The sequence below is a fragment of the Lactococcus cremoris subsp. cremoris NBRC 100676 genome, from assembly GCF_001591705.1.
Taxonomy (GTDB): domain Bacteria; phylum Bacillota; class Bacilli; order Lactobacillales; family Streptococcaceae; genus Lactococcus; species Lactococcus cremoris.
Genome location: NZ_BCVK01000007.1, coordinates 1 through 26,036 on the forward strand (window position 1 = coordinate 1; position 26,036 = coordinate 26,036).

Consider the following 26,036-nt stretch of genomic DNA (forward strand, 5'->3'; position numbering starts at 1 on the left):
AATTCCTCCTTTATAATATAATAATAAATAACTTTCAAAAAAACTTTTTGAACATAATTAAGGTCTGTCAGTACTGACAGAATTGAAACCTCATCATTTATTTACTTTCGATGAGTTTAAATGAACTCCATGGTTTTAGGAAATCAAGCAGGAATAATTCATCATCAGCAATGCGCCCGACCACATTCACCCGGCCATCATTTTCCATTTCACGCAAAGCAATCTGAGTTTCACCTTTATATTGACCATAGCCTTCGTTGTCGATAATGATATCACCACGTTGGATTTTATCAGTATCATGAGCTGGGAAGTCAAGGTCTTTATAAGTGATTCTTGTCATTGTTGAGCGGAGCATATAAGCTGATTTATCACCACGATAGCTATGTGTCGCTTCAAAAAGACATTTTCGTTCATTCTCAGTAATTGTTTCACGTGGAACGACTTTGACTTCTGGCATGCTTGCATTAAATGCTTGACTCATCGCTTTAAGTTCTTCTTCGCTCGCATAAGCATTAGCAATGGTAATATCATCAATTCCACCAAGAAGCTTATAATGCTTCACTTGAGTTGCGATTTCAAGTGCTCTGTGGTCTTCAAGAGTACAAAGGCCATCTTGAGTTGGCCAAGGACCAAAAGTAGCAGCGTGTGAATTGACAAAGGCCATGGTGTTTAAGTTATAACCTTTGAATTTTTCTGTACATTTAAGATAATGGTTAAATTCCAATCCTGTATAACGATGAGGATAGAAGTTATGGCTACCTAAGAGTTTTTCTGTATCTGGAGAATAGTCCATTATCGAATCAACATAAGTCGTTCCTTGACTCATATTGATTTCAATTTTAATTCCGTAAGGATTGCGAGTCATTCGGGCTTCTTCGGCTCCTGTGAAGCCAATGTCAAGTCGAACACCGTCTGCTCCCATTTTATGGAAAAAGCTCAGGTCATCATAGCTGATATTAAGCTGTGTAAAGAGACCTGGATTGATATCCACCATCACTTCCATTCCTAATTGATTGGCATAATTTACAACTTTTTTAAAAGCTGCAAGTACTCCTTCTTTATCCCCATCAATTTCAAGCAAGGAAGTAAACACACGTTTGAATCCGTATTGATGCGCCAAATCAAGATATGTTTTATCCGCCTCAAAGTTTGAACGTTCTGGATAGATAGATACTCCTAATTTTCCCATTTATTTCTCTCCTTTTTCTAATTTTTATACTTCATTTTTGATTTCTGAAATATAGCTTAACTCTATGATAAGGCTTTCAAAAGATTTTTGCAAGCGTTATCCCTCTAAAAAAACATGTTTCTCAAATTGAAACAATAACGACAAATTCTTATTTTTAGATAGGTTTAGCGCTTTCTTTAAATTAAATCTTTAAAATAAGCAAAAGTGAGCTATACCAATTTTCTTAGTAATATTAGTGTAATAAATATATTATCTCTTCCACACTCTTCTAATTTTTTTACCGCGGTTCATTATGCCCTTTTTATTTTTGCACAAAAAAAGTTACTGACAAAGCTGTCAGTAACTTTTTAAAAGTATTCACGAAGTATGGCTTGATTTTCTTTTAAAATTTTAGTCGTAAATTGACCAATTGTCATTTTTTCTGCTTTTCCTTCGCCAATTGTCATATTATTTTCAGCAATAATATCATCAGTAATTTGGACTGAAAAATTCGGCTGACCATTTACTTTTAAAAATTCTTTTAGATTAACGATGCGAGCTTGCATATAAGGCACAAGTTTAATTTCTGCTCGCTGAGGTTCAATCATTTCTTCTTCTAGTAGTGTATCCGCAGGAGCCTGCCAAGCGATTTCTGAAAAAGAACCTGCATGACTTGAAATGAAGCGATAAAGGGCTTGTTTGGCCTCATCAGTTAATGTAATAAGCTCTCTAATCACAAATGTCATTTCTGAAAATTCATAGAGTAAATATCCAAGAGCCTTGCCATTTTCACGGTAGATTGCTACATGAGGTTGTGATTTATGGATGAAAAAATATGACCAAAGTTCCTCTGAACGAACAAGCGAGCCTTGGTTGTAAGCCTTCTGATGAATGTCTGTCAGCACTTTAAAAATCTCACTACTTTTACTGACAGTTTTTTCGTTTGACATTTCAGCTTCAAATTCAAACTTTTCACGGCTAATTTCTCCCTTTGTTCTTTGACCTTTTGGAAAATTCTGAGCAGGGATTTTATAATGCTTTTGATTGAAAGCATAGTGGTAACCAAATTTTTCGTAAAAGCCATACGAAAATGGTGCCAAATATGAAAAAATTGTCCCCTCTTCATAATCTTCTCGCAGGCTCTCGGTCATCAACTGGCGAATAGCTCCATTTCCTCGATACTCAGGATAGCTTGCAACATAACCAATACCAGAAATTTTCACATTTTTATCTCCCCAATAGCCCCTGAAATGTGAATCAATCAGCATTGAAGTTAATTTCTCATTTTCATAATGACCATATGCTTTTGAAAATTCCAGAAGTTTATCAAAAGCTCTTGCACGTTCTAATGTTTTTGGCTTATGAAAGGCATATGTTGCTAAATTTAAATATTCTTTTTTATCCTTTGTATTCGTATTCATAAATTCATTTTAACACAAAACTGTAGAAATAAGAAAACATTTTTGTTAGCGTTTACTTTCTAAAATTATTCTCGAAAAATAAAAATAACAGCCTACAAAAGGCTGCTATTTCAAATGGTAATTTCGATTTCATTTTCTTCGGGGTCTAAGATTACGGCTTCATAATACCCATCTCCCGTGGTTCTTGGCCCAGATTTGACTTCAAAACCATCTGCCAAAAATCGCTGACAGAGTTCATCCACTTTTTCTTTGGAACCAACAGAAATAGCTAAATGAGCATAACCTGTCCAAACAGATTTGTCAGCACTTTTCAAGTTCTCTTTAGTCCCAATTTCAAGTCGCGCTCCATCAGAAAAAGTTAAAAAGTAAGATTGAAAAGTCGTTTTAGGATTATGATATTTTTGACCCGCCTGTCCTTCAAAATAATGCTCATAAAAGTGACGCATTCCTCCCAAATCTTGAACCATTAGGCCAACATGTTCAATTTTCATCACATTTCTCTCTTCTTTGATTAGTGCGCTCTACCTCCGTTGTAGGCACGATTAACATTATCCAATATGGCAACCATTTGACGTTTCTTGAAACGACCAAGAAAAAAACCAACGGCTTTGTCATTGACCATTTGAATAAAACCATTTGAGCTTTGATTTTCTTCAATAATGACCTGAGTGCTGCGGTCATCAATTTTATGCAATTCCCAGCGTGTGCTAAAGGTATTACGATTTGTTTTAGTCGTGAAAGCATAAATGCTTGGTTCTGTCAGCTCGGTAATTTTAATGGTTCCTCTTTGATTTTTACCAAAGCTTTTATTATATTCATAGCCATTAAGACTTCTGACTTTAGGCCGTTTTCCTGTATTTTTTTCGATATCAAATAAACACGAATCAACTATTTTTTCAAAGATAAATTCTCTTGGGGCATCAACTATTTTATCAATTCTCATCTTTTTCTCCCTTATCAAGTTTTTTTAACTAAGTTTATTCTAGCAAGATTAAAGATTCTTTGCAAGCACTTTCATGTTTTCAATAGCAAAACAAATTTCTATTTAAAAAATGGTAAGCCAATAAAAAGAAAGAACAAAATGATAAAGGCGCCAATTGCAAATACTCGATATTGTTTTGGAATGGAGGGTACAAAAGCCTTTGGAGGAAGAATGGCTGACAACAAAATTCCTCCAATTGCTCCCCCGATATGCGCCCAAATACTTACATTTCCTAAAGAAAAGAGGTTCATCACTAAGTTGGCAACAATTAATACTGTAAACATTCTACCGATTTGTTGTAAAAATGGATGTTTTGTAAAATAGGCTAATCCAACAACTGCCGCGAACAGTCCAAATAGAGAAGTCGAAGCACCTGCAGAAACCACTTGAGGCGTCAATAGAAATACCATCGCATTTCCAAAAATACCTGACAAAAGGTAAATCAGCGTAAAACGTAGCCAACCAAAAACATTTTCAATTTGTCGCCCAATGAAAAAGAGCGTTGCCACATTTAATAATACATGCGCCCAACCAATATGGATAAAGTTCGCCGTAAGTAAACGCCACATTTGGCTTGGGTCAAAGACCATTACTTGACCGAGTATGGCTCCGCTTTTAAAAAGATTAAATGCTGAGGTCGCTGATGTTCCATAAGTGAAAAATTGCCATAACCATACTAAAAGAGTGATTATTGATAAAACATAAGTGGCTTTGTAACGTGTAAAATCTCGTTTAATTTCATTAAAATTCATTATTTTTTCTCCCTATAAAAAGTTTTTTTACTGCAATATCATGTGCTTCAGCAGCGAAATCCATTTTTTGAAAATCATAAAGAACTGAAGCAGTCATGCCTTCAAAATTAGCTAGATAACGGTCATAATAGCCGCCACCAAATCCAATTCGATGACCTTCATCATTCCAAATTAAACCGGGAACTAAGATAAAATCTGGTTCAATTGCTAAATCTGATTTTGGCTCGAGTAAGCCAAATTTTGAGCGAACAAGATTTTCCTTGTCATATTTAGCAAAGATCATTTGACGCTGAGGTAGACATTTGGGAATCAAAATTTCTTTGTCGTCAGATTGGTCAAAAAGTTCTGTCAAATTAAATTCAATTGGCATTGACATATAAAGCGCTATTTTTTTTGCAGATTTCCAATCTGAGGAAGCGGTTAACTGCTCTAAAACTTCCTTGTTCTGACGCCCTTTCTCGTAGTCTGAAAATTTTTTTAACATTTGTAATATTTTTTTGCGATTTTCTACTTTACTTTCCATATTAACTATGATAACATGAAAGTGTAAGTTTTTGTTTTACGATTAGTTCTGTGCTTTTGGGTTCATTCCTATTCAAGAAATTAGATTTACAAATTTATAAAATAAGGAAGTACCAAAAATGGCACAAGGAACTGTTAAATGGTTTAACGCAACTAAAGGCTTCGGCTTTATCACTACTGAAGAAGGAAACGACGTTTTCGCACACTTCTCAGCTATCCAAACTGATGGATTCAAAACACTTGACGAAGGTCAAAAAGTTACTTTTGACGTTGAAGAAGGCCCTCGTGGACCTCAAGCTGTTAACATCCAAAAATAATTAAAGCTTTGAGAGTCACTGACAAATTTGTCAGTGACTTTTTTTTGCGCCATTTTTTTTTACTGACAAACTTTTTATATGAAAGCCTTAACAAAAAAATGCTTTTTTTAAAGAAATAGCCTTGTAAAAACAAGTAAAATGGGCTAAAATAAAGGAATCAATTTAGTTTATTTAGGGAAAAAATGAAAGATCTAACAAAAGGAAATATCTTAACAGGACTCATTGCGTTCACTTTACCTTTACTCATGGGTAACTTTTTTCAAGTCCTCTATAACACGGCAGATACACTCATTGTCGGACAGACATTAGGAAAAGATGCGCTAGCTTCTGTTGGGGCGACTGGCTCCATCAACTTTTTAATTGTCGGTTTTGCTCAAGGAATGACAGCGGGCCTAACCATTTTAACGGCTCAGCGTTTTGGGGCGAAAGATAAATTGGCCATCAAAAAATCATATGTGACCGGTCTTTATTTTACCGTTGCCGTTTCTATCATACTTAGCATTTTATCACTTATATTTGTTGGACCTCTTTTGCAAGCTATGCAAACGCCAAGCCAAATTTTTGAGGGTGCCAAAACTTTCCTAAGCATCATGTTGGGTGGGATGATTGCCACTAATCTCTATGCTTACCTCTCTAATGCTCTTCGGGCTTTAGGCGATTCAAAAACACCTTTATATGCCTTAATTGCTGCCTCAATTTTAAATATTGCTTTTGAATATTTTGCGATATTAGTTTTGAAATTAGGAATCGCAGGAGCAAGTGGAGCGACAATCTTAGCCCAAATGATTTCTGTTTTATTCCTTTTTTGGCACATTAGAAGAAAAGTTCCTGAATTTCAAATCAGTAAAAATTTATGGCGGTTGGACCGGGCAGAAATTGCTCACCATGCTAGACTCGGAATTCCAATGGGATTTCAATCAAGCATCATTGCAATTGGCTCTATCACGCTACAAGTTGCCTTAAATAAAATGGGAACCAGTGCGGTGGCTACACAAGCAATTGTTTCAAAAATTGACCAATTTGCTATGCTTCCGATGATTTCAATCGGGCTTGCCATGGCTACTTTCGGCGCACAAAACTATGGAGCCAAACAATACAAACGAATTAATCAGGGCTTGATGCGCGCCCTTGCCATTGCGGTTGGTTGGTCCATTGTCTTTGCAATTATCTTGAATCTGGCGCATTTCTATTTCACAACGGCCTTTATCTCAAGTAGCCAAACGGCTGTTATCGAGATGTCCAGTCATTATTATCTGGTCAATGGTAGTTTTTATTGGCTCTTAGCAATTTTATTTGTCACACGCTCAACCATTCAAGGTCTTGGAAATGCGAAAATCCCAACACTTTGTGGCTTTGCTGAGCTATTTATGCGGGCCGGTGTCGCAATTATCGGGGTACTTTTGCTGAACTATACGGTAATCATTTCAAGTAATCCTGCCGCTTGGCTTGGCTCGACATCCATTTTAATTCCAACCACCATTCGTATGATTAAACGTTTTAGACAAAACCAAGATTTAGCATAAAACCGTCTCTAAGACGGTTTTTTATTTTACTGACAGTTTTTTAGCAAATAAGCCATCAGTAATTTTTACTGATAGAATTTTGGCAAAATAAACTGATCAGCATTTTCAAATTCTTTAGCTACTTTTAGTAATTCAATTTCAGAATTTTTAGGTCCCCAGAGTTGAATCCCCAATGGAAGATTTGTTTCTTTATTGACATAAATCGGTAGTGAAAGAGCTGGTTGTCCCGTCAAATTACTGATGAAATTATAGGGTGTAAAGGCCAATGAACGCTCAAAAGCCGCCTCAATAATTGCTATTTGTTGTTCAAAATCATATTGACTGATTTCTGACATTTTGGTCAATATTTCCTCTGTCATTAATTCTTCACCAATTTTAGGCGCTGTTTTTGCCGTAGTTGGGGTCAAAAATAAATCATAATCAGCATAAATCTTGTCAGCAAAGGTTTCGGCTGCCTGATCCCATTGAGCCAAAGCATTAATATAAGTAGTGACGGGCGCTTTTCGTCCAGCTTCTAAAAGGGCATAAGTCAAAAGTTCAACATCTTGACTTGTCAATTGGCGACCCGCTGATTTTTCCCAAGGTTCAAGCATAGCCACCGTTTCCGCTGCATTCATCTGATAATAAGATTGAATTAAAGGACGGGCATTCAATGGAAAATCAATTTCCACAAGTTCATGTCCCTGTCCTTTTAAGAATTCAACAGCTTTTTTGACCGCTTTTAGAGCATCATCAGAAAGTTCAATTCCAGAAATCGGACTTTGCAAAGAATAAGCAATTTTTAATTTTACTGACAAATTTTTACTGACAAAACTGTCAGTAGATTCACAGACTTCTAAAAGTTCTTTTTCATCTAACAAGCGAGCCTGATAAGGCGCTGCCTCTTGCAAAGTTTGCATTTCCAAAATAAATCTTGCCGTATCTCGCACCGATACTGTTAATGCCCCTGAAATAGATGCACCTTGCCAACCTCGATAAGAGCCCGGCCCTTGTGGCATTCGTCCACGCGTCATCTTTAGACCAATCAAACCTGAAAATGAGACTGGAATCCGAATTGACCCTCCGCCATCAGAAGCTCCAGCAATCGCAAACATCCCAGAAGCCACGGCTGAAGCCGCACCACCAGATGACCCACCCGAATAATAATCAGAATTCCAAACATTTCGTGTATCACCGTAGAGTTTTGAATCCGAAATATTTTTAAAACCAAACTCTGGCGAATTCGTCTGCCCATAAGGCGTCAATCCTGCCCTTATCAGCGCTTTAACATAATTATCATCCTCAGATGCCACATTCTCTGAAAAGAGCTGAGAGCTAGCTGTATCAGGCAATCCTTTATGCGTTTGCCCCAACATTTTCAACGCAAATGGCAGTCCTGCAAAAAAACCTTGACCTGTCAAAGCTAAATCTTCTTTTGCGACCGCTAAATCCTCTGCCACAATCGCATTGTAGAGTGGATTGAGCTGGTCAATTTTTTGCTTTGTCATTTCTAATAATTCTTTGGCAGAAAGATTTCTTGATTTCAATTGCTCCGCCCAATAAGTTGCATCTTTAATTTCAAGCATGATTCTCCTTTAAAAGTTGAGTTTTATATCTTTGCTGACAAACTCATTCTGCCAACATTTTACCATACTTATCAAGCATAATAAAAAATATCCGTTCCAAATTAGGACGGATATTTATATTTATTAAAAATTATCTAATTCTTGATACAAAAGTTTTTGAGCGACTGTTGGATTAGCTTGCCCTTTAGTTGCTTTCATCAATTGACCAACCAAAGCTTTGGCTGCATTTTGTTTCCCACCGCGATAATCGGCCACAGATTGTTCATTCTTAGCAAAGACCTCATGAATGATTGGCAAAAGAAGGTCAGGATCAGAAATTTGGACCAAACCAGCTTTCTTGACAAATTCTTCTGCAGAACCACCATTTTTCGCTAATTCAATAAAGACTTTTTTAGCAATTTTTGAAGAAATTGTTCCATCTGAAATCAAACGAATCATCTCTGTCAGATTTTCTGGGGTCAATCCAATCTCATGAAGTTCTTTTTTCTCGCTATTCAAATATTGAGCGACCTCGCCTTGCAACCAGTTTGAAACCAATTTAGGGTCAGTATCAAATTTAATCGCTTGATCAAAGAAATCTGAAACTTCTTTAGTTGCGGTCAATTGACGCGCATCATAGTCAGATAAGCCCAAATCATTAATATAATGTGCACGTCTTGCAGTTGCTGTCATTGGAAGGCTCTCGCGCATTTGTTCAATCCATTCGTCAGAAATCTCAAAACGAGGAACATCTGGCTCTGGGAAGTAACGATAATCAGACGCCCCTTCTTTGACACGCATCAAAATTGTTTCACCGGTTTTGTCATTAAAACGACGCGTTTCTTGACGGATTTCGCCACCCGCACGCAAAATTTTAGCTTGACGTGCCACTTCAAAGTCCAAAGCTTTTTTGACATTGCTAAAAGAGTTCATATTTTTAACTTCTGTCTTCACACCGAAAGCTTCTTGCCCATAAGGACGAAGCGAAACATTGGCGTCACAACGCATTGAACCTTCTTCCATCTTCACATCAGAAATTCCTGTGTAAAGAATAGCTTCTTTGAGCGCTGTCAAATAAGCATAAGCTTCTTCTGGAGTGCGCATATCAGCTTCTGAAACAATCTCAATCAATGGCACACCTTGACGATTCAAGTCAACATAAGAGTAACCATCTGTTCCGTGAGTATTTTTCCCAGCATCTTCTTCCAAGTGAGCACGCTCAATACGAATCGTTGCTTTATGACCATCTTCAAGTTCAATCTCGATTGAACCATTGTAACCAATTGGCTCATCAAATTGTGAAATTTGGTAAGCTTTGGGATTATCAGGATAGAAATAATTTTTGCGGTCAAAGTGCATTGATTTGTGAATATCCATATTCAAAGCAAGAGCCGCTTTAATCCCGCTATCAATCACACCTTTATTCATGACTGGTAAAACACCAGGAAGTGACCAGTCAATCACATTTGTATTGCTATTAGGGTCGCCACCAAATTTTGTAGAGGCGGGACTGAAAATTTTTGAGTTTGTACTTAACTCAACGTGGACTTCAAGCCCAATTACTGTTTCAAAGTTCATTATTTTCTCCGATACTTTCCATTTTTATTTTCCAAAAATAATCGGTTGTTTTTTGTGGAAATCAGTCGTTGCTTCAAAAGCAGCCGCTACTTGATAAATCGTTTCTTCATCGTAACGTTTACCAATCAATTGCATTCCCACAGGTAGTCCATCGGCAAAACCAGCAGGAATCGAAATTCCTGGAAGACCAGCTAAGTTGACTGGAATAGTCAATAAATCTGCCAAATACATTGAGATTGGGTCATCAACACGTGCTCCTAAATCCCAAGCTGCTGTTGGAGTTGTTGGTCCTAAAATCAAATCATATTTTTCAAAAACTTTAGCAAAATCATTGATGATTAAAGTACGAACTTGTCCTGCTTTTTTGAAATGTTTATCATAAGAACCGGCTGACAGACTGAAAGTTCCCAACATAATTCGACGTTGAACCTCAGGTCCGAATCCTTCAGAACGTGATTTCACATACAAATCTTCAAGGTTTTTGATGTCTTGTGCGCGATAACCATAACGAATTCCATCGAAACGTTGGAGGTTCGAGCTAGCTTCAGAAGAGGCGATAATATAATAAACTGCGACACCATATTTACTATGAGGAAGACTGACTTCTTCAACGATGGCACCTAGTTTTTCTAAATGTTTAGCTGCTGCCAAAATTTGTTCTTTGACTTTTTCATCAATTCCTTCACCAAAATATTCTTTAGGTAAAGCAATTTTCATTCCTTTAATGTCTTGACCAATTTTACTTGTAAAGTCAGGAACCGCAACATTTGATGACGTACTATCATTTTTATCAAAGCCAGAAATGACATTTAAAAGTTGAGCATTTTCTTCAACTGTTGGTGTCAATGGACCGATTTGGTCTAATGATGAAGCAAAAGCAATCAAGCCAAAACGGCTGACACGACCATAAGTTGGTTTTAAACCAACAATTCCATTGAAAGCAGCTGGCTGACGGATTGAGCCACCAGTATCTGAACCGAGTGATAAACGAACCTCACCAGAAGCAACTGAAGCTGCGGAACCTGATGAAGAGCCACCAGGTACTTTTGTTTGGTCCCAGGCGTTTTTGGTTGGCTTAATCGAAGAATTTTCACCAGACCCACCCATGGCGAATTCATCCATGTTGAGTTTACCAATTGTAATTAACCCAGATTGGCTCAATTTATTAGCAACTGTTGCATTATAAGGAGGAATCCAACCACCAAGAATCTTAGAAGCTGCTGTTGTTTCGATACCTTCTGTAACAATATTATCTTTGACACCAATCGAAATTCCATCAGTCACAACATCTGGATTAATTCCACGAGCATCAATTGCTGCGGCTTCTTTCAAAGCTTTTTCTTCTGTGACTTTCAAAAAAGCGTCAATTTGTGGTTCACGTGCTTGAATGTCAGAAAGCGTCGCCTTTGTCAATTCAAGAGCCGAAATTTCTTTATTTACAAGAAGCTCATGTAGTTCTTTGATTGATTTATTATTGTATGACATTAGGCATCTCCTCCATCAGAAAGCATTGCTGGAACTTTGATAAAGCCGTCTTCTTTTTCAGGAACAGCCGCCATGAGTTTTTCACGATCAAGTCCTTTTTCCGCCACATCTTCACGCATAAAGTTGAGGTTATCTGCCACATTCATAGTAAATGGTACACCATCAGTATCGACTTCATCCAACATTTCAACCATATCAATGATTTTTCCGAAAGTGTCGGTGAATGATTTTACTTCATTTTCCGAGAATTCAAGCTTTGACAAAAGTGCCACGTGCTTGACTTGCTCCTCTGTAATTTGACTCATATTTTCAATCTCCATTTTTTAGAGTGTATTCTTGTTAATTATAACAAAATATCAGCATTTTCGCAGTCTGTCAGCAATTTTAAAAGGCTTCTTAACATATTTTTTAATGATTGCTCTTAGCTTAAAATAAAACTTACTGACAGAAGCAATTAAAACACGAGAACCTCCCATCAGCGATAGGAGGTTCTTGTGAAGTCGAAAGCTAAACGCAATCTAGCTGTCCATTTATCTACCTGCAAAAACAAATGATAAAAGAACAAGCGTTAAGCTCTGACTTTTAGAAATTACGTCCAGCAAGTTTATCAAACAAACCAGTATTAAGAACTTTAAGATAAGTTCCTTTCATACCAAGTGAACGTGATTCAATAATACCAGCAGATTCCAGTTTACGTAAAGCATTAACAATCACTGAACGTGTAATACCAATCTTGTCAGCAATGACAGAGGCAATAACATGCCCTTCTTCACCATCAAGTTCTTCAATAATTGCTTTGACAGCTTTCATTTCTGAGTAAGAAAGTGTATTAACAGCCATTGTTGCCATAGTGTCTTTACGGATATTTTCTTCCATTTGTTCAAGTTTAAGGTTTGAGAGTTGTACACCGATTACTGTTGTTGCAAGCTCAACCAAAACAAGATCGTCATCTGTAAATTCACCATCTTCGCGCCACATAATAAATGTTCCAAGACGCATTCCAGAACCATAGATAGGCGCTAAAGTTGTTACACCTTTTGGAAAATCGCTAAGACTTTCTTCTGGGAAAATTGCTAAAGGACGATCAACAGGAACGTTTGCCATTGTATCGTAAATACGTACTGCTGCACGAACGTATTCGTCAGGCAATTTACGATCGTAGAAAAATTGGTCAACGCGATCATTGTTTGTATTGTAAGGCAATGAGTAACCAAGCAACTCGCCCTTCGTATTAATCACGCAGGCGTTGCAATCAATGACGTTTGCCAAGCGTTCAGTCATACTGTTGTATGGCAACTCTTGTTGCAAATCGGTCACTCCATCTTGCAAAATCGCGGTGATTTTACGTGTTTTTTCAAGTAATGTAGCCACTTTGTTCTCCTATTTTTTTATATTCTTGTTTTTATACAAAATTTTTCATAATCAGTATAACATAAAAAAGCATGAAAAACAATAAAAATTGTCAGAAAATTACTCTCAACAAAAAAAGATGTACGAATTATTCATACATCTTTTTCTATTTATTATTTACGATACTGCCATAAAAAGCGTTCCATTTTTTCCTGTATTTCCGCCAGTTCATCTACACGAGGCAGATAGACAATCCGAAAATGATCAGGATCTTTCCAATTGAATCCTCGACCATGAACAAGAAGTATCTTTTCCTGTTTTAAAAAGTCTAAAACAAATTGTTCATCATTATCAATTTTATACATTTCTCTGTCAATTTTAGGGAAAATATAGAAAGCAGCTTGTGGCTTCACGGCAGACAATCCTGGAATATCATTAATGGCTTTATAAATGAATTCTCTTTGTTCATAAACTCGTCCCCCTGGCAAAAGCAGCTTATCAACAGATTGAGTCCCACCAAGTGAGGTTTGCACAACAGACTGAGCTAAAACATTTGAACAAAGTCTCATTGAAGCGAGCATGTTCAAGCCTTCGATATAGCCTTTGACATGCGATTTCTCACCTGACAGAACCATCCAGCCCACACGAAATCCAGCAATACGATGTGACTTAGAAAGTCCATTCATTGTGACCACAAAAAGGTCAGGTGCTAAGCTGGCAATCGGAACATGAACAGCGCCGTCCATGACCAAACGGTCATAAATCTCATCCGAAAAGATAATTAAATTATTTTCTCTAGCCACTTGGACAATTTCAAGTAATAAATCTTTAGAATACAGCGCACCCGTTGGATTATTAGGATTAATTAAAACAATGGCTTTAGTATTACTAGTAATTTTTGAGCGAATATCATCAATATCCGGAAACCATCCAGCTTGTTCATCGCAGAGATAGTGAACCGCTGTTCCCCCAGCTAAGCTGACAGAAGCCGTCCAGAGCGGATAATCAGGCATAGGGATCAAAACCTCATCACCCGTATCCAAAAGGCCTTGCATAGCCATAACGATTAATTCAGAAACACCGTTACCAGTGAAAATGTCATTGATATCCAGATTAGGGAAGCCTTTAAGTTGACAGTATTGCATAATCGCCTTACGAGCCGAGAAAATACCTTTAGAATCTGAATAACCTTCGCTATCCACAGCATGCTGAATCAAATCGCTAATCACTTCGTCTGGGGCAAGAAAACCAAATTCCGCTGGATTTCCTGTATTCAACCGAAGAATTTTTTCACCATTGGCTCGCATACGCTGTGCTTCATCAAGCACTGGACCACGAATATCATAGCTGACATTATCAAGTTTATGCGATTTTTCAAACTTTCTCATAATTGACCTCCGTAAGTGTTATGAAGTTTAGCATTCAAAACTCAGCAGCAGACTTAGTAATTTAGCCTGCTCACGTAATTATAGCACCTTTACTCTTTGGTTTTTCTTTCCTTGTGCTTAACAATTTTTTTATTTCTTTTGATAGACTTGGAAATACTTACCAGAATAATTGCTTACTTTATAATCTTTATCCAAAACTTTTTTCAAACTAGCAGGAACTTCTTGAGCAGCTTGCAAAACAACATACTTATCTGTTAATTTTCCAACTTTCAAATCATAGTTTTGTGTAAATTTAACTGGATAATTTGCTGGTACATTGTCCAAAGTCGAAATTGTTTTTGTTAAATTATTAATATTTTTACCGTCTGAAACCACATAAACTCGGTCAGAACTTTTAGCATTAGCTTGAATGTATTGTGCAACATTTTGCTCTTCTGAAGCAATTGTCCGATTCATAAAATGGTAGCTAATTGGAGTGAAAATAACGAAAAGAATTGCTAGAATAGGGGCAAATAAGCGATTTTGTAAATACTTCAGAAGGATTTGATCACTATCTTTAAGACTCAGCCCAGCAAAGACCACTGTAAATGGTAGAACTGCTAAAAGATTAGAACTATCAAAAGTTTGCGCAAAAACAACTATTGTTGTTACGCCAACAATCCCAATGAGTAGCATCACATACCAAATTCTGGCTGATCCACCTTTTTTTAATTGCACAAGTCCTTGGACAAATCCTGCAACAATCCCAAAGATAAGAGTTAGTACTAGTGCCTTCGCTAAGGTGACTAATAAATCTCCGCTCGGTCCAAAATGAGTAAATGGAATTAAAACAGATTGTTCAATAGAAGTATAGACGGTTTGTGCTTCAAGAGAGTAGTAGGCCACCGAGTAACCAACTAACAAAACTCCCAAAATTGAAGCAAGCATTTGATAAAAACCATGCCCAATTCTGCGAATGCTAATATTATAAATCACCAAGGCCAAAGCTGACAAACTGAAGAAAATAGACATCACTGGAGAAATGACCAGAGCAAAAGCCGCGGCCATTCCAAATCGGATAAATCCTCTATCCGTTGAGGAATCTTGGAAATATTGACTCAAAAATTGAGCGCCCCAAAGAGCAAAAGGAAGAGCAAAGAGTGTTGGACTATCGCCTCCTCTAGCTAAACCAGCAATAATAACCAATATAAGTACCGATACAGTCAATGATGCCGTGTGATTTCTAGTTTGTTGACTTATCAAACGATAAGTTAAAATTCCGCTGATTAATAAGGCGATAATTTCAAAAAGCCAAAGAAGCCAAGTGCTTCCACCGGTATTACCTAACCAGTTGATGAGATAAAAAATTGAGCCACCAGTTCCATAAAAATCATTGTAAGGAACTAAACCATGATGCATTGCAAACCCAGAATAGAGATTTTGTGACTGACTAGCTGTCGCAACAGGTTTCCACAAAGGAAAAGCATAAAAACTTAGTGCCAAAAGAATTGATAATCCTGTCAGTAATCCATAGGTTGCTAAGGGGATTCTGAGCGTTTTTCCATGTGTCAATTTTTGTCTTGAAGTTCGTTCGGCTGTTTGATCTTCTGTTTCTTCTAAATGTTTAATCGCTTGATTTGCTGCCGCTTCCACGACATCAGAATCTTTTTTTGCCCGACGAGAGCTTCTACGCTCATGACGCGATGAGCACGATCCATATTCATTTGACATGACGTCCTCCGATGTTTCCTTAGCGGAAATCTTTTTTTATAAACAAAATGCTTGTTTTAAATACACAGTAGTAAAAGAATTATATCAAATTTTTTAAAAACACTCAATAAAATTAAAAATGATTATAAAATTATAATCAAAAAAATTACTGACGAAACTGTCAGTAATTCTATAATTATCATCATTTAAAAAGCTGCTTAATTTTTCATTTTACCAAGTACCCAAAGGACTAGGGCGACTATGACAATGAAAAACCAAAAATGTGGATTAAACAAAAGTAAGATTCCTAAAACCATCAAACGAATGACCAACAAGATGAGTAAAATCGGGAAAATATAGCGTAAAAAGACCCTTAAGGCTATGACCCCCAAAAATACCAACAATATTGACAAAAGCGCTCCAAGTACGATTATTCCTGACAAAATTCCTAAAAACATATTCACTCCTTTTAGTAGTAACGACTACGGCTGGCTCTTACAAGCCATACTATGAAAGCAATCACAAGTAATGTACCCCAGAAATGAGGGCTAAACAAAAGCATTAAACCACCGAACAAAAATTTTAAAATCATTAAGATAATCAATGCTGGTAAAACAAATTTAAAGAAACCCTTTATCAAAAGTAACATGACTAAAATTAACATGACTAATAAAAACATTCTTTTTCCTCCAGTAATTAACAACCTCTTATTATATTTGTGAAGCTGTCTTTCTATTCTCATTATAGCAAGAAAAAAAGCCTTAATTCTCAGTCTTTTGACTGATTTTTCAGGCTTTCTGTTATTGAATTAAGAATTAATTTTACTGACAGAACTGTCAGTAATTATTTAAGGTTTGACTGTATTGACTGCAGTCCCGTCAGCATAATTAATTTTAGCATTAGGAGCGACATTATCAAGAACAACAACAGTTGCTCCACCATTCCCAGACTTTTCACGTCCCCCGCCAAGTTTAATCGGCAAGCTTTGACCGTTTTTATCTATTCCAACGTAAGCCAATCGAATTTGGCGTGGCAAGAGCTCATTTCCTTTGTAAAGTGGAGTGACTTGATAATCCAAATAATAGTTAGGATGATTAGCAAGCCAGCTGTCTAACCGATTTTCATAATAAAGCATGCTGGCAGTATTTCCATCATTCGTTCCCGTGAAATTTCCACCGTTAAACCAAGCAGTTTCCGGAACTAAATTTCTTGCTTCATCATTTAAACCAGAAAATTGATAACCAACCAAATGTCCACGCGCCATCAACCACATTTTACCAATCGAACCATTGGGTTTCTTGTAATAGAAATTATAATTATGCCAGCCAACAGGATTATAAGTTAAAGGTTCCCGTTTTACTTTAGGTTCTTGCGAATCTTTAAGTTGAATGTGCGCATCAACTGCACGCCTTAAAGCATCAGTATTTGCCATGACCATTTGTTTTTGGTTTTTAAAAGGCAAAGGAGCTTGCTTAACTGATGTTGCCAAGGCTTTTGTGGAAACTTGACTACTACTAGTAGATGAATCATTTCCTTGCCCTAAATGTAAACGTCCAGAACCAAAATATCCCACAGCTAGTGCAATAATAACTGCAACCACGCTTGTTATTGTTTTTAATTGTTTCTTATTCATAGCTTAATTATAGCAAAAAAATTAAAAAGATTTTGTAATTCTAAAAAAGTTTGAACCTCCCTATAAAAAGGCTAAAATAAGGCACCAATTCCTTCAATATTGTATAATAGACTCAAAGACAAGAGGAGGAAATCTGATGTACGAATTTGAAAATCCAGAACAAGAGGTCCTGTTTGATTACCTCAAAAAAGCTAAAACGATTGCCGTTGTAGGAATTAGTGATAAAACAGACCGCTCATCTTATTTAATCGCTCAAGGATTACAAAAAAATGGGTACCGTGTCATTCCAGTTAATCCCAGACTTGCAGGAACTGAATTGTTAGGTGAAAAAGTATTTTCTACTATCAAAGATATTCCTTTTCACATTGATATTGTCGATATTTTTCGTCGAAGTGAATTTTTGGCAGATGTGGCCCGCGATTTTATTGAGACAGACGCCGACGTATTTTGGGCTCAATTGGGCCTTCAATCTCAAGAAGCTGAACAAATTCTCCGAACTGCTGGAAAAAGCAAAATCGTGATGAATCGCTGTATTAAAATCGAATATGCTTATTCAGGATTAGGAAGAAAATAAAATAAAAAAATGTGGTCTTGTATCATTAAGTTTCCCTGTCAACATTTTATTTGATTTTTTTGATACAATAATAAAGTTGAATTACGCAAACACAAAACTCTCGTCTAAAAAGCGGGAGTTTTATCTGTTTTTTAGGCGGATGTTTACGCATTCATAAGTTTTTCTCAAAGAAAGGAACTTTATGAAAGAAAAACTTTGGACAACAACTTTCGTTGTTAATATGTTACTTAATTTTATTTTTTATCTTGTTTTTTATCTCCCTACCGTTGTCATCGGGACAATGGCCATGGATCGTTATCATGCCTCTGCTAGTATTGCTGGTATTTTATCTGGTATTTTTATTGTCGGCGGATTTATCGCAAGGCTTTGGGCTGGAAATAATATGAAGCGCCTTGGTGCTAAAAAGCTTCTATATATCGGAACCTTAATTTATTTCTTACTAACCTTTGTCTACTTTATCGTTCATAGTGTTGCTCTCTTGCTCATTCTCCGTCTAGTACACGGTGTTGGTTTTGGTATCGCTGCAACAGCTTCTGGTACTCTAGCAGGAGCTATCGTGCCTTCTTCTCGTCGTGGTGAAGGAATTGGGTATTATGCCCTGTCTGTGACACTCTCGTCAGCAGTCGGGCCATTTTTATCAATGTTCCTTTATCGAACTTCTGGCTTTTACTCTTTGATCTGGCTTTCCGCTTTATTATTATTCCTTGCACTGATTGGTATTTTCTTCTTACGCGTAAACGAAAAACCTACTGACAGTTCTGCAATTACAGAAAATCATAAAAAATTTGCTTGGTCAAATTATTTTGAAAAAGAAGCTTTACCCATTTCCCTAATTGCTTTTCTCATCGGAATTTCGTATTCAAGTATTCTGTCATTTATGGATGCCTACGCTCTTAATATCCATCTCTCAGAAGCTGCTTCATTCTTCTTTTTAGTCTATGCGATTACTGTTCTTTTATCACGTCCAATCACTGGTCGTATCTTTGATGGATTTGGGGATAACTTTGTCATGTATCCCACCTATCTCTTTTTCGCTTTAGGACTTTTATTAATTGGATTAGCTCAATCAGGTTGGATGCTCCTTATCGCCGCAATCTTCATTGGTTTAGGCTATGGTTCTTTCTCTCCTTTTGGACAAGCGATTGCCATTCGTAACTCTGAAGCACACCGTCTAGGAGTAACTACTTCTACCTTCTTTGGTTTTATGGATATGGGTGTTGGTTTTGGACCCTTTATTTTAGGAATGTTTATGCCCTTATTAGGTTATCGTAATCTCTATTTTGCATCAGCAATTCTTGCGCTTCTAATTGCTGTCATTTATCATTTTGTCCACGGACGTCACGTTAAAACTGAAAATTAATTTACTGACAGGCTGTCAGTAAATAAAAAAGCTGTCAATTTACTGACAGCTTTTTTATTTACGAATATTTTCATAATAAGCAATTGAAGCCATATTGAGGTAAGGAGTTGTCCAAAATCCTGCTAATCCCCCAGAAATACCATAAAGGACATACCACCAAAAGAAACTAAATTTGAAAATGAAATAATCTCCACGTAGTCCCTTCATCATGGTCGCTGATTCGCTCAATACATTCATCACACCACTATAACGATCTTCTTCTAGCTGATCAAACAAAACGTAAGTTGACTGTGACCAACCAAGTGCCAAATAAATGCCAAATGCCCAACCAATGATTGGAATAAACATTAAAATAACAAAAATGATTCCTTTAACAATATTCAATAGAATTATTTTTCCAGCCGATCCATCATAAAATGGTCCAAAAACATTTTTGAATTGCGGATTATTACGCTCACCACGGAAAATTTTAATATAGTTAAAGATTGCTCCCACTGTCACCACTGAAACAAACAAAGCGACCACAATCATCAAAATTACAATAAGCAATGTCGCAAAACTAACTGCCATCCAGACACTACTCGATACATTATCAAAAGAACCATTGTAGTCCATTGATTGTTTCATACCATTTCCGCCACCTAGTATTCCCATGATTATTGGAATAATAAAAAGTAACATTTTCGAGCCGAAATTATCACGTAAGGCTCCCTTGGCTTGATTTTTCAATTCCCATCTTGACATAAAACACCTCCCAATCATTTATCCTACATTTACTCCATTGTACCAATAAATACGCAAAATCTCTAAGACTTTCGACTGATTTTTTAAAATCGTCTATAAAATCCATTTAATTTTTGTTATACTTATAAGTGCTTGCTTTTTAAGCCACAAGAAAGCTCAACTCGAAAATTAAAAAAAACAAGTAAATTAAAGGAATTTTATGACAGAACACGCAATAAAATACAGATTAATAAAAAAAGAAAAACACACTGGAGCAAGATTGGGAGAAATCATTACCCCTCACGGTACCTTCCCAACTCCAATGTTCATGCCAGTCGGTACCCAAGCCACTGTAAAAACAATGAACCCAGAAGAACTCAAAACTCTCGGCTCTGGAATCATTCTCTCAAATACCTACCACCTTTGGCTACGCCCTGGTGACGAACTTGTTGCTGAAGCTGGTGGTCTTCACAAATTCATGAATTGGGACCAACCCATCCTAACAGATAGTGGTGGTTTCCAAGTTTATAGTCTTGTTCAAAATAAGAAAAATATTACAGAAGAAGGCGTTAAATTTAAAAGCCATTTAGATGGACGTGAACTTTTCCTCAATCCAGAAAAAGCAATTAGTATCCAAAACAATCTTGGTTCAGATATCATGATGTCCTTTGATGAATGCCCACCTTTTTACCAACCTTACGATTACGTTAAAGCCTCTGTTGAACGAACTTCACGATGGGCTGAACGTGGGCTCAATGCTCACCGCCGTCCAAATGACCAAGGACTGTTTGGAATTGTTCAGGGAGCTGGCTTTGAAGATTTACGTCGTCAATCAGCTAGCGATTTAACTTCTATGGATTTCGCTGGTTATTCGATCGGTGGCCTTGCCGTTGGTGAATCACATAAAGAAATGAACGCTGTTCTTGACTTTACAACACCAATGCTTCCTGAAGATAAACCACGCTATCTAATGGGTGTTGGTGCTCCAGATAGCTTGATTGATGGAGTTATACGCGGGGTGGACATGTTTGACTGTGTTCTTCCTACACGAATCGCTCGTAACGGAACACTAATGACACATTTTGGTCGAGTAAATATTCGAAATGCTAAATATGAGCATGATTTCACTCCACTTGACCCAATGTGTGATTGCTACACTTGTACCAACTACACACGCGCCTATCTACGTCATTTAATTAAAGCCGATGAAACCTTTGGTTTACGCCTTTGCTCATACCATAATCTTCATTTCCTAGTAAACCTCATGAAAGATGTTCGCCAAGCAATCATGGACGATAACCTTCTAGAATTCCGTGAAGATTTTTGTGAACGTTATGGCTACAATCAACCCAATGCCAAAGATTTTTAGTTCTTGAAAAAGCAATTAAAAAGTTGTATTATAATAAAAGTGGAGAACCACTTTTATTTTGTGCCGACTTAGCTCAGTCGGTAGAGCACTTCACTCGTAACGAAGGGGTCGTAGGTTCGATTCCTATAGTCGGCACTAATTCAAAATCCTTGTCTATCGATAAGGATTTTTCTTTTAAAACATTATCCCATTCCACTTTTTCCTAAAATTATCTCTTAATCTATAAAATAAAAAACTACTGAATTATTAGTTCAGTAGTTTTTTATTTGTCCTAAGCTCAATAAACAATCAATCTTCTTTTATTCTTGATAATATCCATTTTTGACAAAGAAGATACATTTCAATTTTTTGCTTATTTGTAAGAGAAACAAATGTGTTTTCAATGCTTTCCACATTTTCAAAAGGAACTTTTCCAATCAAATAATCGGGCAGAACTTTAAAATAGTTTGCTAACTCCATCAATCTTATTCCAGAAGGCACTCCACCATTTTTATAATTTGCAAGAGCATTTCTAGTATAGCCTAATTCTCTCTCAATTTGATTAAATGACTTACCAGATTCATGAGTCAAAGCTTTCAAACGTAGATAAAATATATTTTCCATTTTTCTTATCCATCAATACACTGTTACTTGTGTACTCTTTCCCTAGTATCCCTTGAATGTTTACTTCATCATAAATGCCAGCCCAAAATATTTTCATCATTGTTCTATTTTCTATGGAGCGCTTGTCAAAGTCCATGATAAAGTCCCTTTAAACTCAGAATTTACTTTCTGAAAACTTGAAGGAACTTTTAAGGCAAAGAGACTCGGCGAAGCCTTATCAATTACTACGGTATCTCCTACTTCCCCTGCAGATTTAGAATGGACGACTTGTGGATTATTAGTGAGCACTTTCCCATCGTATGAAAGATAATTCATAAACGATATGCCTCCTGACACCGGAGTATCCACACCATTATTTATAACTTCTTGAATTGGAGAACTTTGAGAAACACTGACAGTCCAAGATGTTGCTAGATTTGGCGCTCTGGTATCTGAAACTACAACAGAATTATCTAACATTCCTTGGTAAGATTTATCAACAGGCACTACAGGATTTTTCCCAAAATCAATTTGTGATGGTACTGAACTAAAGCCAATACTTCCACTGTATATCAGATTTACTTGATAAACATTATTTTTGGAAAATGCTACTCCCCCAGCTCCTGTGACAGCACTTGATAATCCTGAGTTAACATAACTTACGAGATTAGGGTCCAAAAAGTCTTTAACTGACCATCCAGCAGCATTATTAGTTATCCAATCATTTAGCCACTTTTGTGCTTTATCAATCGATGGTCCATCAATAGGAGCACCCGTCAACAATGTAGCTATTGTGTAAGGTTGAGGTGCTGTTGGAGCACCAGAACCTGAATTTTGATCAACATTAACTTTCAATGTAACATCTTGTTCTAATGCTTTCAAAGTTATAACAAAGTTATTTGGACCAACAATAAATTTAGGATTAGCCGCTTGTGCTGCTTGAAGAGCAGTCATTCCCGGAGTAGTACTATCCGTATAGGTTTTACCGTCAGGAGCAACGACTTTGTCAATTCCATAGCCAGTCGGAATATCTGGACTTAATTTGATTGTTTCTCCAACAAGACCAGAAATTGCAGTAGTCGCAGGTAAAGTAGCTTGAAGTTTGCCTACAACTCCATTTTGTCCCGGAACATTTGAAGCCCAATTATAACTTATCGTCCCATTTTGTGTTACAGCCGAGATCGTTACTTTAAAATTATTTGATCCAGGAACAAAGTGATTGTTAGCTTGCAAAGCTTCCGCAATCGAAGAGTAAGTTACATTATTTGGACCTACAACGCTTGAGACCACATAACCAGCAGAAATGTTTGGCATTACAAAATTCAAATCAGAACCAGTTAATCCAGATAATTGAATATCATTTGGTAACGTTGGAGCTCCTGCTGGAACATTTGACTTATAAGCAAAATTTACTGTTCCCGTTTGGTTAACAGCTGATAACATGATTTGATACTGATTTTTTGAAACTGTTGCATCAAAAGTTGGATTGCCTGCTAAAAATGATTTAATCGTTGAATCTGTTGTACTCCCTGTTGAGCTTCCACCAGCTGAATTAGTGATTTTAGAAATATAGTATCCAGCAGGTACTTGAGCCGCTAAATTCTTTTGAAAATTAGGAGAAGCAGCCACGATAGTCTGATCAGTAACCCCAGAGACTGAATATAAAGGCGGTACTGTCGGAGTTCTTTGAGCCGCCGGATCATAATTAAATGTAAAGCCTGCACTTTGTGCTAGAGGTGTGTAAGAAACATTAATCTGATTAGGATTTGCTGTTCCCACTGGGAAATTCTGTACAGTAACCGCCGGAGTGAATGATTTAAAGTTATATCCCGTTGGTGCTACTGGTACAAAATAATCGTAGTTATCTGACGTCTGTACTGTATTTCCTTGAGCTACAACTCCAATTTTATCACCTACGTTTGCCGTGATAGTAGAGTTCTTCCAAGCGGTACCTTTTGGTGCTAATTGGCTCCCAGTTAAACTATTGAGATAGTTAACATTGACTGGCTGAACTCCTTTTCCTGCCGTAACTTCATTAACTGTCACAGACATCTGTGAGTAGTTCCCACCAGTTGCGGCCATAAAACCAATTGACATGCTCTTTTGAACTGTAATATCCGCTGAGCTAACGTAGTTAGTCCCCCCATTTCTAGATAGATAACTAATTGTTCCAGTTACTGTTCCATCTGAATTTAAGACAGGATTACTCCATTCCATGATAAAAAGATTTGTAGAATTATTATTTGCTGTATAATCAGAGCTGGCACTAAGTATTTTTGCTCCCGGACCATTACCTTGAGCAATTACCGTTGCAGTATTGTAGTCACTTCCGACAATAATTGATGTCTTTTTATAAGAATAATTATTTCCTATAAAGTAAGTGCCCGAACCTAGATTACCTACTCCTAAGTTCCCACCAGTTGCTCCTCCCGAGAGCTGAGATGAAGACAGGTTAGTAAGTAAAATACCATTTGCATCTCCCAGAATTTTCCCAGAACCAAAAAGGCCTTTTGAGTTAGCAAGGGTTGTCCCAACAATTCTGATTGACTGAGTCATGTCAACAGCGCCATTAAAAGGAAGCCAAGAACCTGTATTTGCTTGATTGGTTCCGAAGTCATAAGTTGACGAAGAACTCCAACCCGCACCACTGGTATTCTTTCCGACTGGAGTATAATTGTTAGCTGTCTGAAAATCTTTTAAGCCCCAAGTGTGATTCCCTGTATCAACGGCCCCGCCAGGGGCTAAAGTTGTGGATGCATTGGTTGCTGATACTATCAACTGACCTTGAAGGGCTAAACTTGGCAACAAGGTACTTACCAAAAGCAAAGCACTTGCGCCAATTTTTGTAGATTTTTTAAGTAAGTTTTTTATTTTTCCCATTGTTGTTTTCACTTTCGTTAACTGTACCGTTAAAATTATACTGTACCTTTAAAATTATAAAAAAGTTGTTTCTTCATATAAGAAGAGACAACTTTTTTATTCCTAATTAAGGCGCAGTTGTCAAATCCCATTGGAGAGTTGCTGTGTAGTTACCTGCCACGGCTGATCCTGAAGGAACGCTGAGAGAGATTGGACCTCCTGCTTCGTTACCTTGATAATCTGCAGCTTTACCATAGCTTGTCAAATATTGTCCAACTGTTCCATCTGTTGACATTACTTCTTGAGCAGTCCCAGGAGTCAATGTGTAACTAGCAGTACTTTTTGGAACATATGAACCTGAAGCATCAGCATTCACTCCAGCTCCAGAAGAAAAGCTCAAGGCTGCGCCTGTAAGACCTTTTGAACCATTTGTAAATTGAGCCAATTGAGTTACTGTTAATGTAGTTCCATTCCCAGTACCCAAACCACGAAGATCGTGCATTTGTACAAATGCTCCAACCGGTTTAGAAAATGCTTTTGAGTCTGCACTTGCATAGTAAGTAGCTTGTGAGGCTGAAATTTCATGCGTACCAAAATCCAAATCAGATGCATAGTCAATTGCAAGAGCCCCCGCAGTACCTCCAGGTCCAGGTTCTCCTGGAACTTCTGGGTTTGTAACATCAGGTGGTGTTGTTGTATTTGCTGTGAACCCAATTGTTCCTGTTGAAGTCCATTGTTCAGCCTTAACTGAATCAGCTGATGCTGTTGAAATTGCTGTGGCTCCTACTACGAGAAGGGCAAGTGTTGCTGCAGAAAGCGAAAGTGCTTTTTTCATATTAATTTCTCCTATGATTTTTTGAAATATATAATTAAATTATTTTAATTATCATGTTAAATTGTATCGGACTGATTTATTTCTTTTAATATAAATCAATCCAATAATAAGGTTAATCAATCCCACTCCTATCCACTCTATGGCTAATGAACTTTTCGCCCCTGTTTTAGGGAGCTCTTTATTCTTAGAATCGATTTGTGGATTTTTTGGGGAATTGATATCTGGCTTCTCTTTGGAAGGGAAGCTACCAGTAAAGCCAACTGTTGCCTGAGTCATGTTTGCCGCTCTTTCTTGAGCAAAGACAGAAAAGGGATAGGCAATCACTATCAAGAATCCCATAGAGATCAAAAAAGTTTTTATTACTTTATTCAAAGTTTTCTTT

26 protein-coding genes and 1 tRNA gene are annotated in these 26,036 nt (G+C 37.1%); 6 read left to right on the top strand and 21 right to left on the bottom strand.

Annotated elements, in window-relative coordinates:
• Positions 1 to 97 precede the first annotated feature (97 nt).
• The 6 genes from LLA01S_RS01870 to LLA01S_RS01895 form a co-directional block, all read right to left on the bottom strand.
• Positions 98 to 1,189: a DUF871 domain-containing protein gene (locus tag LLA01S_RS01870; protein WP_011675231.1), complete on the bottom strand. Its 1,092-nt coding sequence runs from the start codon at positions 1,187 to 1,189 to the stop codon at positions 98 to 100.
• 347 nt (positions 1,190 to 1,536) lie between these two features.
• Positions 1,537 to 2,589 carry a GNAT family N-acetyltransferase gene (locus tag LLA01S_RS01875; RefSeq protein WP_021166024.1) on the bottom strand — a complete coding sequence of 351 codons (1,053 nt, stop codon included), beginning with the start codon at positions 2,587 to 2,589 and terminating at the stop codon, positions 1,537 to 1,539.
• 110 nt (positions 2,590 to 2,699) lie between these two features.
• Positions 2,700 to 3,080, bottom strand: a complete 381-nt coding sequence (locus LLA01S_RS01880) for a VOC family protein (RefSeq protein WP_061777753.1) — start codon at positions 3,078 to 3,080, stop codon at positions 2,700 to 2,702.
• Between the two features lie 20 nt (positions 3,081 to 3,100).
• On the bottom strand, positions 3,101 to 3,532 hold the full coding sequence (locus LLA01S_RS01885) for a DUF3284 domain-containing protein (protein ID WP_011675228.1): 432 nt from the start codon (positions 3,530 to 3,532) through the stop codon (positions 3,101 to 3,103).
• Between the two features lie 98 nt (positions 3,533 to 3,630).
• Complete coding sequence (locus LLA01S_RS01890) at positions 3,631 to 4,323, bottom strand: rhomboid family protein (RefSeq protein ID WP_061777754.1); 693 nt, start codon at positions 4,321 to 4,323, stop codon at positions 3,631 to 3,633.
• Positions 4,313 to 4,846: a 5-formyltetrahydrofolate cyclo-ligase gene (locus LLA01S_RS01895; protein WP_021036584.1), complete on the bottom strand. Its 534-nt coding sequence runs from the start codon at positions 4,844 to 4,846 to the stop codon at positions 4,313 to 4,315. Before LLA01S_RS01895 ends, LLA01S_RS01890 begins: the two co-directional genes overlap by 11 nt.
• Positions 4,847 to 4,964: 118 nt before the next feature.
• On the opposite strand from LLA01S_RS01895, the gene LLA01S_RS01900 reads away from it, so the two are divergent.
• Together LLA01S_RS01900 and LLA01S_RS01905 are read left to right on the top strand one after the other, a co-directional pair.
• Positions 4,965 to 5,162, top strand: coding sequence for a cold-shock protein (locus tag LLA01S_RS01900; RefSeq protein ID WP_011675226.1), 198 nt, complete (start codon positions 4,965 to 4,967; stop codon positions 5,160 to 5,162).
• A 182-nt stretch (positions 5,163 to 5,344) separates the two neighbouring features.
• A complete protein-coding gene (locus tag LLA01S_RS01905; protein WP_061777755.1) occupies positions 5,345 to 6,685 on the top strand; it encodes an MATE family efflux transporter in 1,341 nt (446 codons plus the stop codon).
• 65 nt (positions 6,686 to 6,750) lie between these two features.
• Here the strand turns inward: LLA01S_RS01905 and LLA01S_RS01910 are convergent, their stop codons facing one another.
• The 10 genes from LLA01S_RS01910 to LLA01S_RS01955 form a co-directional block, all read right to left on the bottom strand.
• A complete protein-coding gene (locus LLA01S_RS01910) occupies positions 6,751 to 8,250 on the bottom strand; it encodes an amidase family protein (protein WP_061777756.1) in 1,500 nt (499 codons plus the stop codon).
• Between the two features lie 123 nt (positions 8,251 to 8,373).
• Positions 8,374 to 9,807 (bottom strand): Asp-tRNA(Asn)/Glu-tRNA(Gln) amidotransferase subunit GatB, encoded by a 1,434-nt coding sequence (gatB, locus tag LLA01S_RS01915; RefSeq protein WP_011675223.1) that lies wholly within the window; start codon positions 9,805 to 9,807, stop codon positions 8,374 to 8,376.
• 24 nt (positions 9,808 to 9,831) lie between these two features.
• The gene (gene gatA, locus LLA01S_RS01920) at positions 9,832 to 11,292 is read right to left on the bottom strand and encodes an Asp-tRNA(Asn)/Glu-tRNA(Gln) amidotransferase subunit GatA (RefSeq protein WP_014571887.1); all 1,461 of its coding nucleotides are present in this window, start codon (positions 11,290 to 11,292) and stop codon (positions 9,832 to 9,834) included.
• A complete protein-coding gene (gene gatC / locus LLA01S_RS01925; protein ID WP_011675221.1) occupies positions 11,292 to 11,597 on the bottom strand; it encodes an Asp-tRNA(Asn)/Glu-tRNA(Gln) amidotransferase subunit GatC in 306 nt (101 codons plus the stop codon). Before gatC ends, gatA begins: the two co-directional genes overlap by 1 nt.
• Positions 11,598 to 11,874: 277 nt before the next feature.
• The gene (codY, locus tag LLA01S_RS01930) at positions 11,875 to 12,663 is read right to left on the bottom strand and encodes a GTP-sensing pleiotropic transcriptional regulator CodY (RefSeq protein ID WP_061777757.1); all 789 of its coding nucleotides are present in this window, start codon (positions 12,661 to 12,663) and stop codon (positions 11,875 to 11,877) included.
• 152 nt (positions 12,664 to 12,815) lie between these two features.
• Positions 12,816 to 14,030, bottom strand: coding sequence for a pyridoxal phosphate-dependent aminotransferase (locus LLA01S_RS01935; protein WP_011675219.1), 1,215 nt, complete (start codon positions 14,028 to 14,030; stop codon positions 12,816 to 12,818).
• A gap of 129 nt (positions 14,031 to 14,159) precedes the next feature.
• Positions 14,160 to 15,740 (bottom strand): hypothetical protein, encoded by a 1,581-nt coding sequence (locus LLA01S_RS01940; protein WP_061777758.1) that lies wholly within the window; start codon positions 15,738 to 15,740, stop codon positions 14,160 to 14,162.
• Positions 15,741 to 15,937: 197 nt separating this feature from the next.
• Positions 15,938 to 16,177, bottom strand: coding sequence for a hypothetical protein (locus LLA01S_RS01945; protein WP_061777759.1), 240 nt, complete (start codon positions 16,175 to 16,177; stop codon positions 15,938 to 15,940).
• 11 nt (positions 16,178 to 16,188) lie between these two features.
• Positions 16,189 to 16,398 (bottom strand): hypothetical protein, encoded by a 210-nt coding sequence (locus tag LLA01S_RS01950; RefSeq protein WP_014571884.1) that lies wholly within the window; start codon positions 16,396 to 16,398, stop codon positions 16,189 to 16,191.
• Between the two features lie 168 nt (positions 16,399 to 16,566).
• The gene (locus LLA01S_RS01955) at positions 16,567 to 17,352 is read right to left on the bottom strand and encodes a DNA/RNA non-specific endonuclease (RefSeq protein WP_061777760.1); all 786 of its coding nucleotides are present in this window, start codon (positions 17,350 to 17,352) and stop codon (positions 16,567 to 16,569) included.
• Positions 17,353 to 17,485: 133 nt separating this feature from the next.
• Here LLA01S_RS01955 and LLA01S_RS01960 point away from each other — a divergent pair, with 133 nt between their 5' ends.
• Both LLA01S_RS01960 and LLA01S_RS01965 read left to right on the top strand, forming a co-directional pair.
• Complete coding sequence (locus LLA01S_RS01960; protein WP_031286675.1) at positions 17,486 to 17,926, top strand: CoA-binding protein; 441 nt, start codon at positions 17,486 to 17,488, stop codon at positions 17,924 to 17,926.
• A 181-nt stretch (positions 17,927 to 18,107) separates the two neighbouring features.
• A complete protein-coding gene (locus LLA01S_RS01965) occupies positions 18,108 to 19,286 on the top strand; it encodes an MFS transporter (RefSeq protein ID WP_011675213.1) in 1,179 nt (392 codons plus the stop codon).
• 54 nt (positions 19,287 to 19,340) lie between these two features.
• On the opposite strand, the gene LLA01S_RS01970 is transcribed toward LLA01S_RS01965, so the two are convergent.
• Positions 19,341 to 20,030 carry a DUF975 family protein gene (locus tag LLA01S_RS01970; RefSeq protein ID WP_021166017.1) on the bottom strand — a complete coding sequence of 230 codons (690 nt, stop codon included), beginning with the start codon at positions 20,028 to 20,030 and terminating at the stop codon, positions 19,341 to 19,343.
• A 199-nt stretch (positions 20,031 to 20,229) separates the two neighbouring features.
• Between LLA01S_RS01970 and tgt the strand changes: the two genes are divergently transcribed.
• Together tgt and LLA01S_RS01980 are read left to right on the top strand one after the other, a co-directional pair.
• Positions 20,230 to 21,378 carry a tRNA guanosine(34) transglycosylase Tgt gene (gene tgt, locus LLA01S_RS01975; RefSeq protein ID WP_061777761.1) on the top strand — a complete coding sequence of 383 codons (1,149 nt, stop codon included), beginning with the start codon at positions 20,230 to 20,232 and terminating at the stop codon, positions 21,376 to 21,378.
• 62 nt (positions 21,379 to 21,440) lie between these two features.
• Positions 21,441 to 21,513: transfer RNA gene (locus LLA01S_RS01980), tRNA-Thr, on the top strand.
• Between the two features lie 153 nt (positions 21,514 to 21,666).
• On the opposite strand, the gene LLA01S_RS01985 is transcribed toward LLA01S_RS01980, so the two are convergent.
• The 4 genes from LLA01S_RS01985 to LLA01S_RS02000 all read right to left on the bottom strand — a co-directional run bounded on the left by LLA01S_RS01985 (position 21,667) and on the right by LLA01S_RS02000 (position 26,026).
• Positions 21,667 to 21,981 carry a helix-turn-helix domain-containing protein gene (locus LLA01S_RS01985; protein WP_011675210.1) on the bottom strand — a complete coding sequence of 105 codons (315 nt, stop codon included), beginning with the start codon at positions 21,979 to 21,981 and terminating at the stop codon, positions 21,667 to 21,669.
• A gap of 111 nt (positions 21,982 to 22,092) precedes the next feature.
• A complete protein-coding gene (locus tag LLA01S_RS01990) occupies positions 22,093 to 24,840 on the bottom strand; it encodes an autotransporter outer membrane beta-barrel domain-containing protein (RefSeq protein WP_061777762.1) in 2,748 nt (915 codons plus the stop codon).
• Positions 24,841 to 24,946: 106 nt separating this feature from the next.
• Positions 24,947 to 25,654, bottom strand: coding sequence for a WxL domain-containing protein (locus LLA01S_RS01995; protein ID WP_015081890.1), 708 nt, complete (start codon positions 25,652 to 25,654; stop codon positions 24,947 to 24,949).
• Between the two features lie 51 nt (positions 25,655 to 25,705).
• Entirely contained in the window at positions 25,706 to 26,026 is a 321-nt protein-coding gene (locus tag LLA01S_RS02000; protein ID WP_061777763.1) for an LPXTG cell wall anchor domain-containing protein, read from the bottom strand.
• Between the last annotated feature and the right edge of the window lie 10 nt (positions 26,027 to 26,036).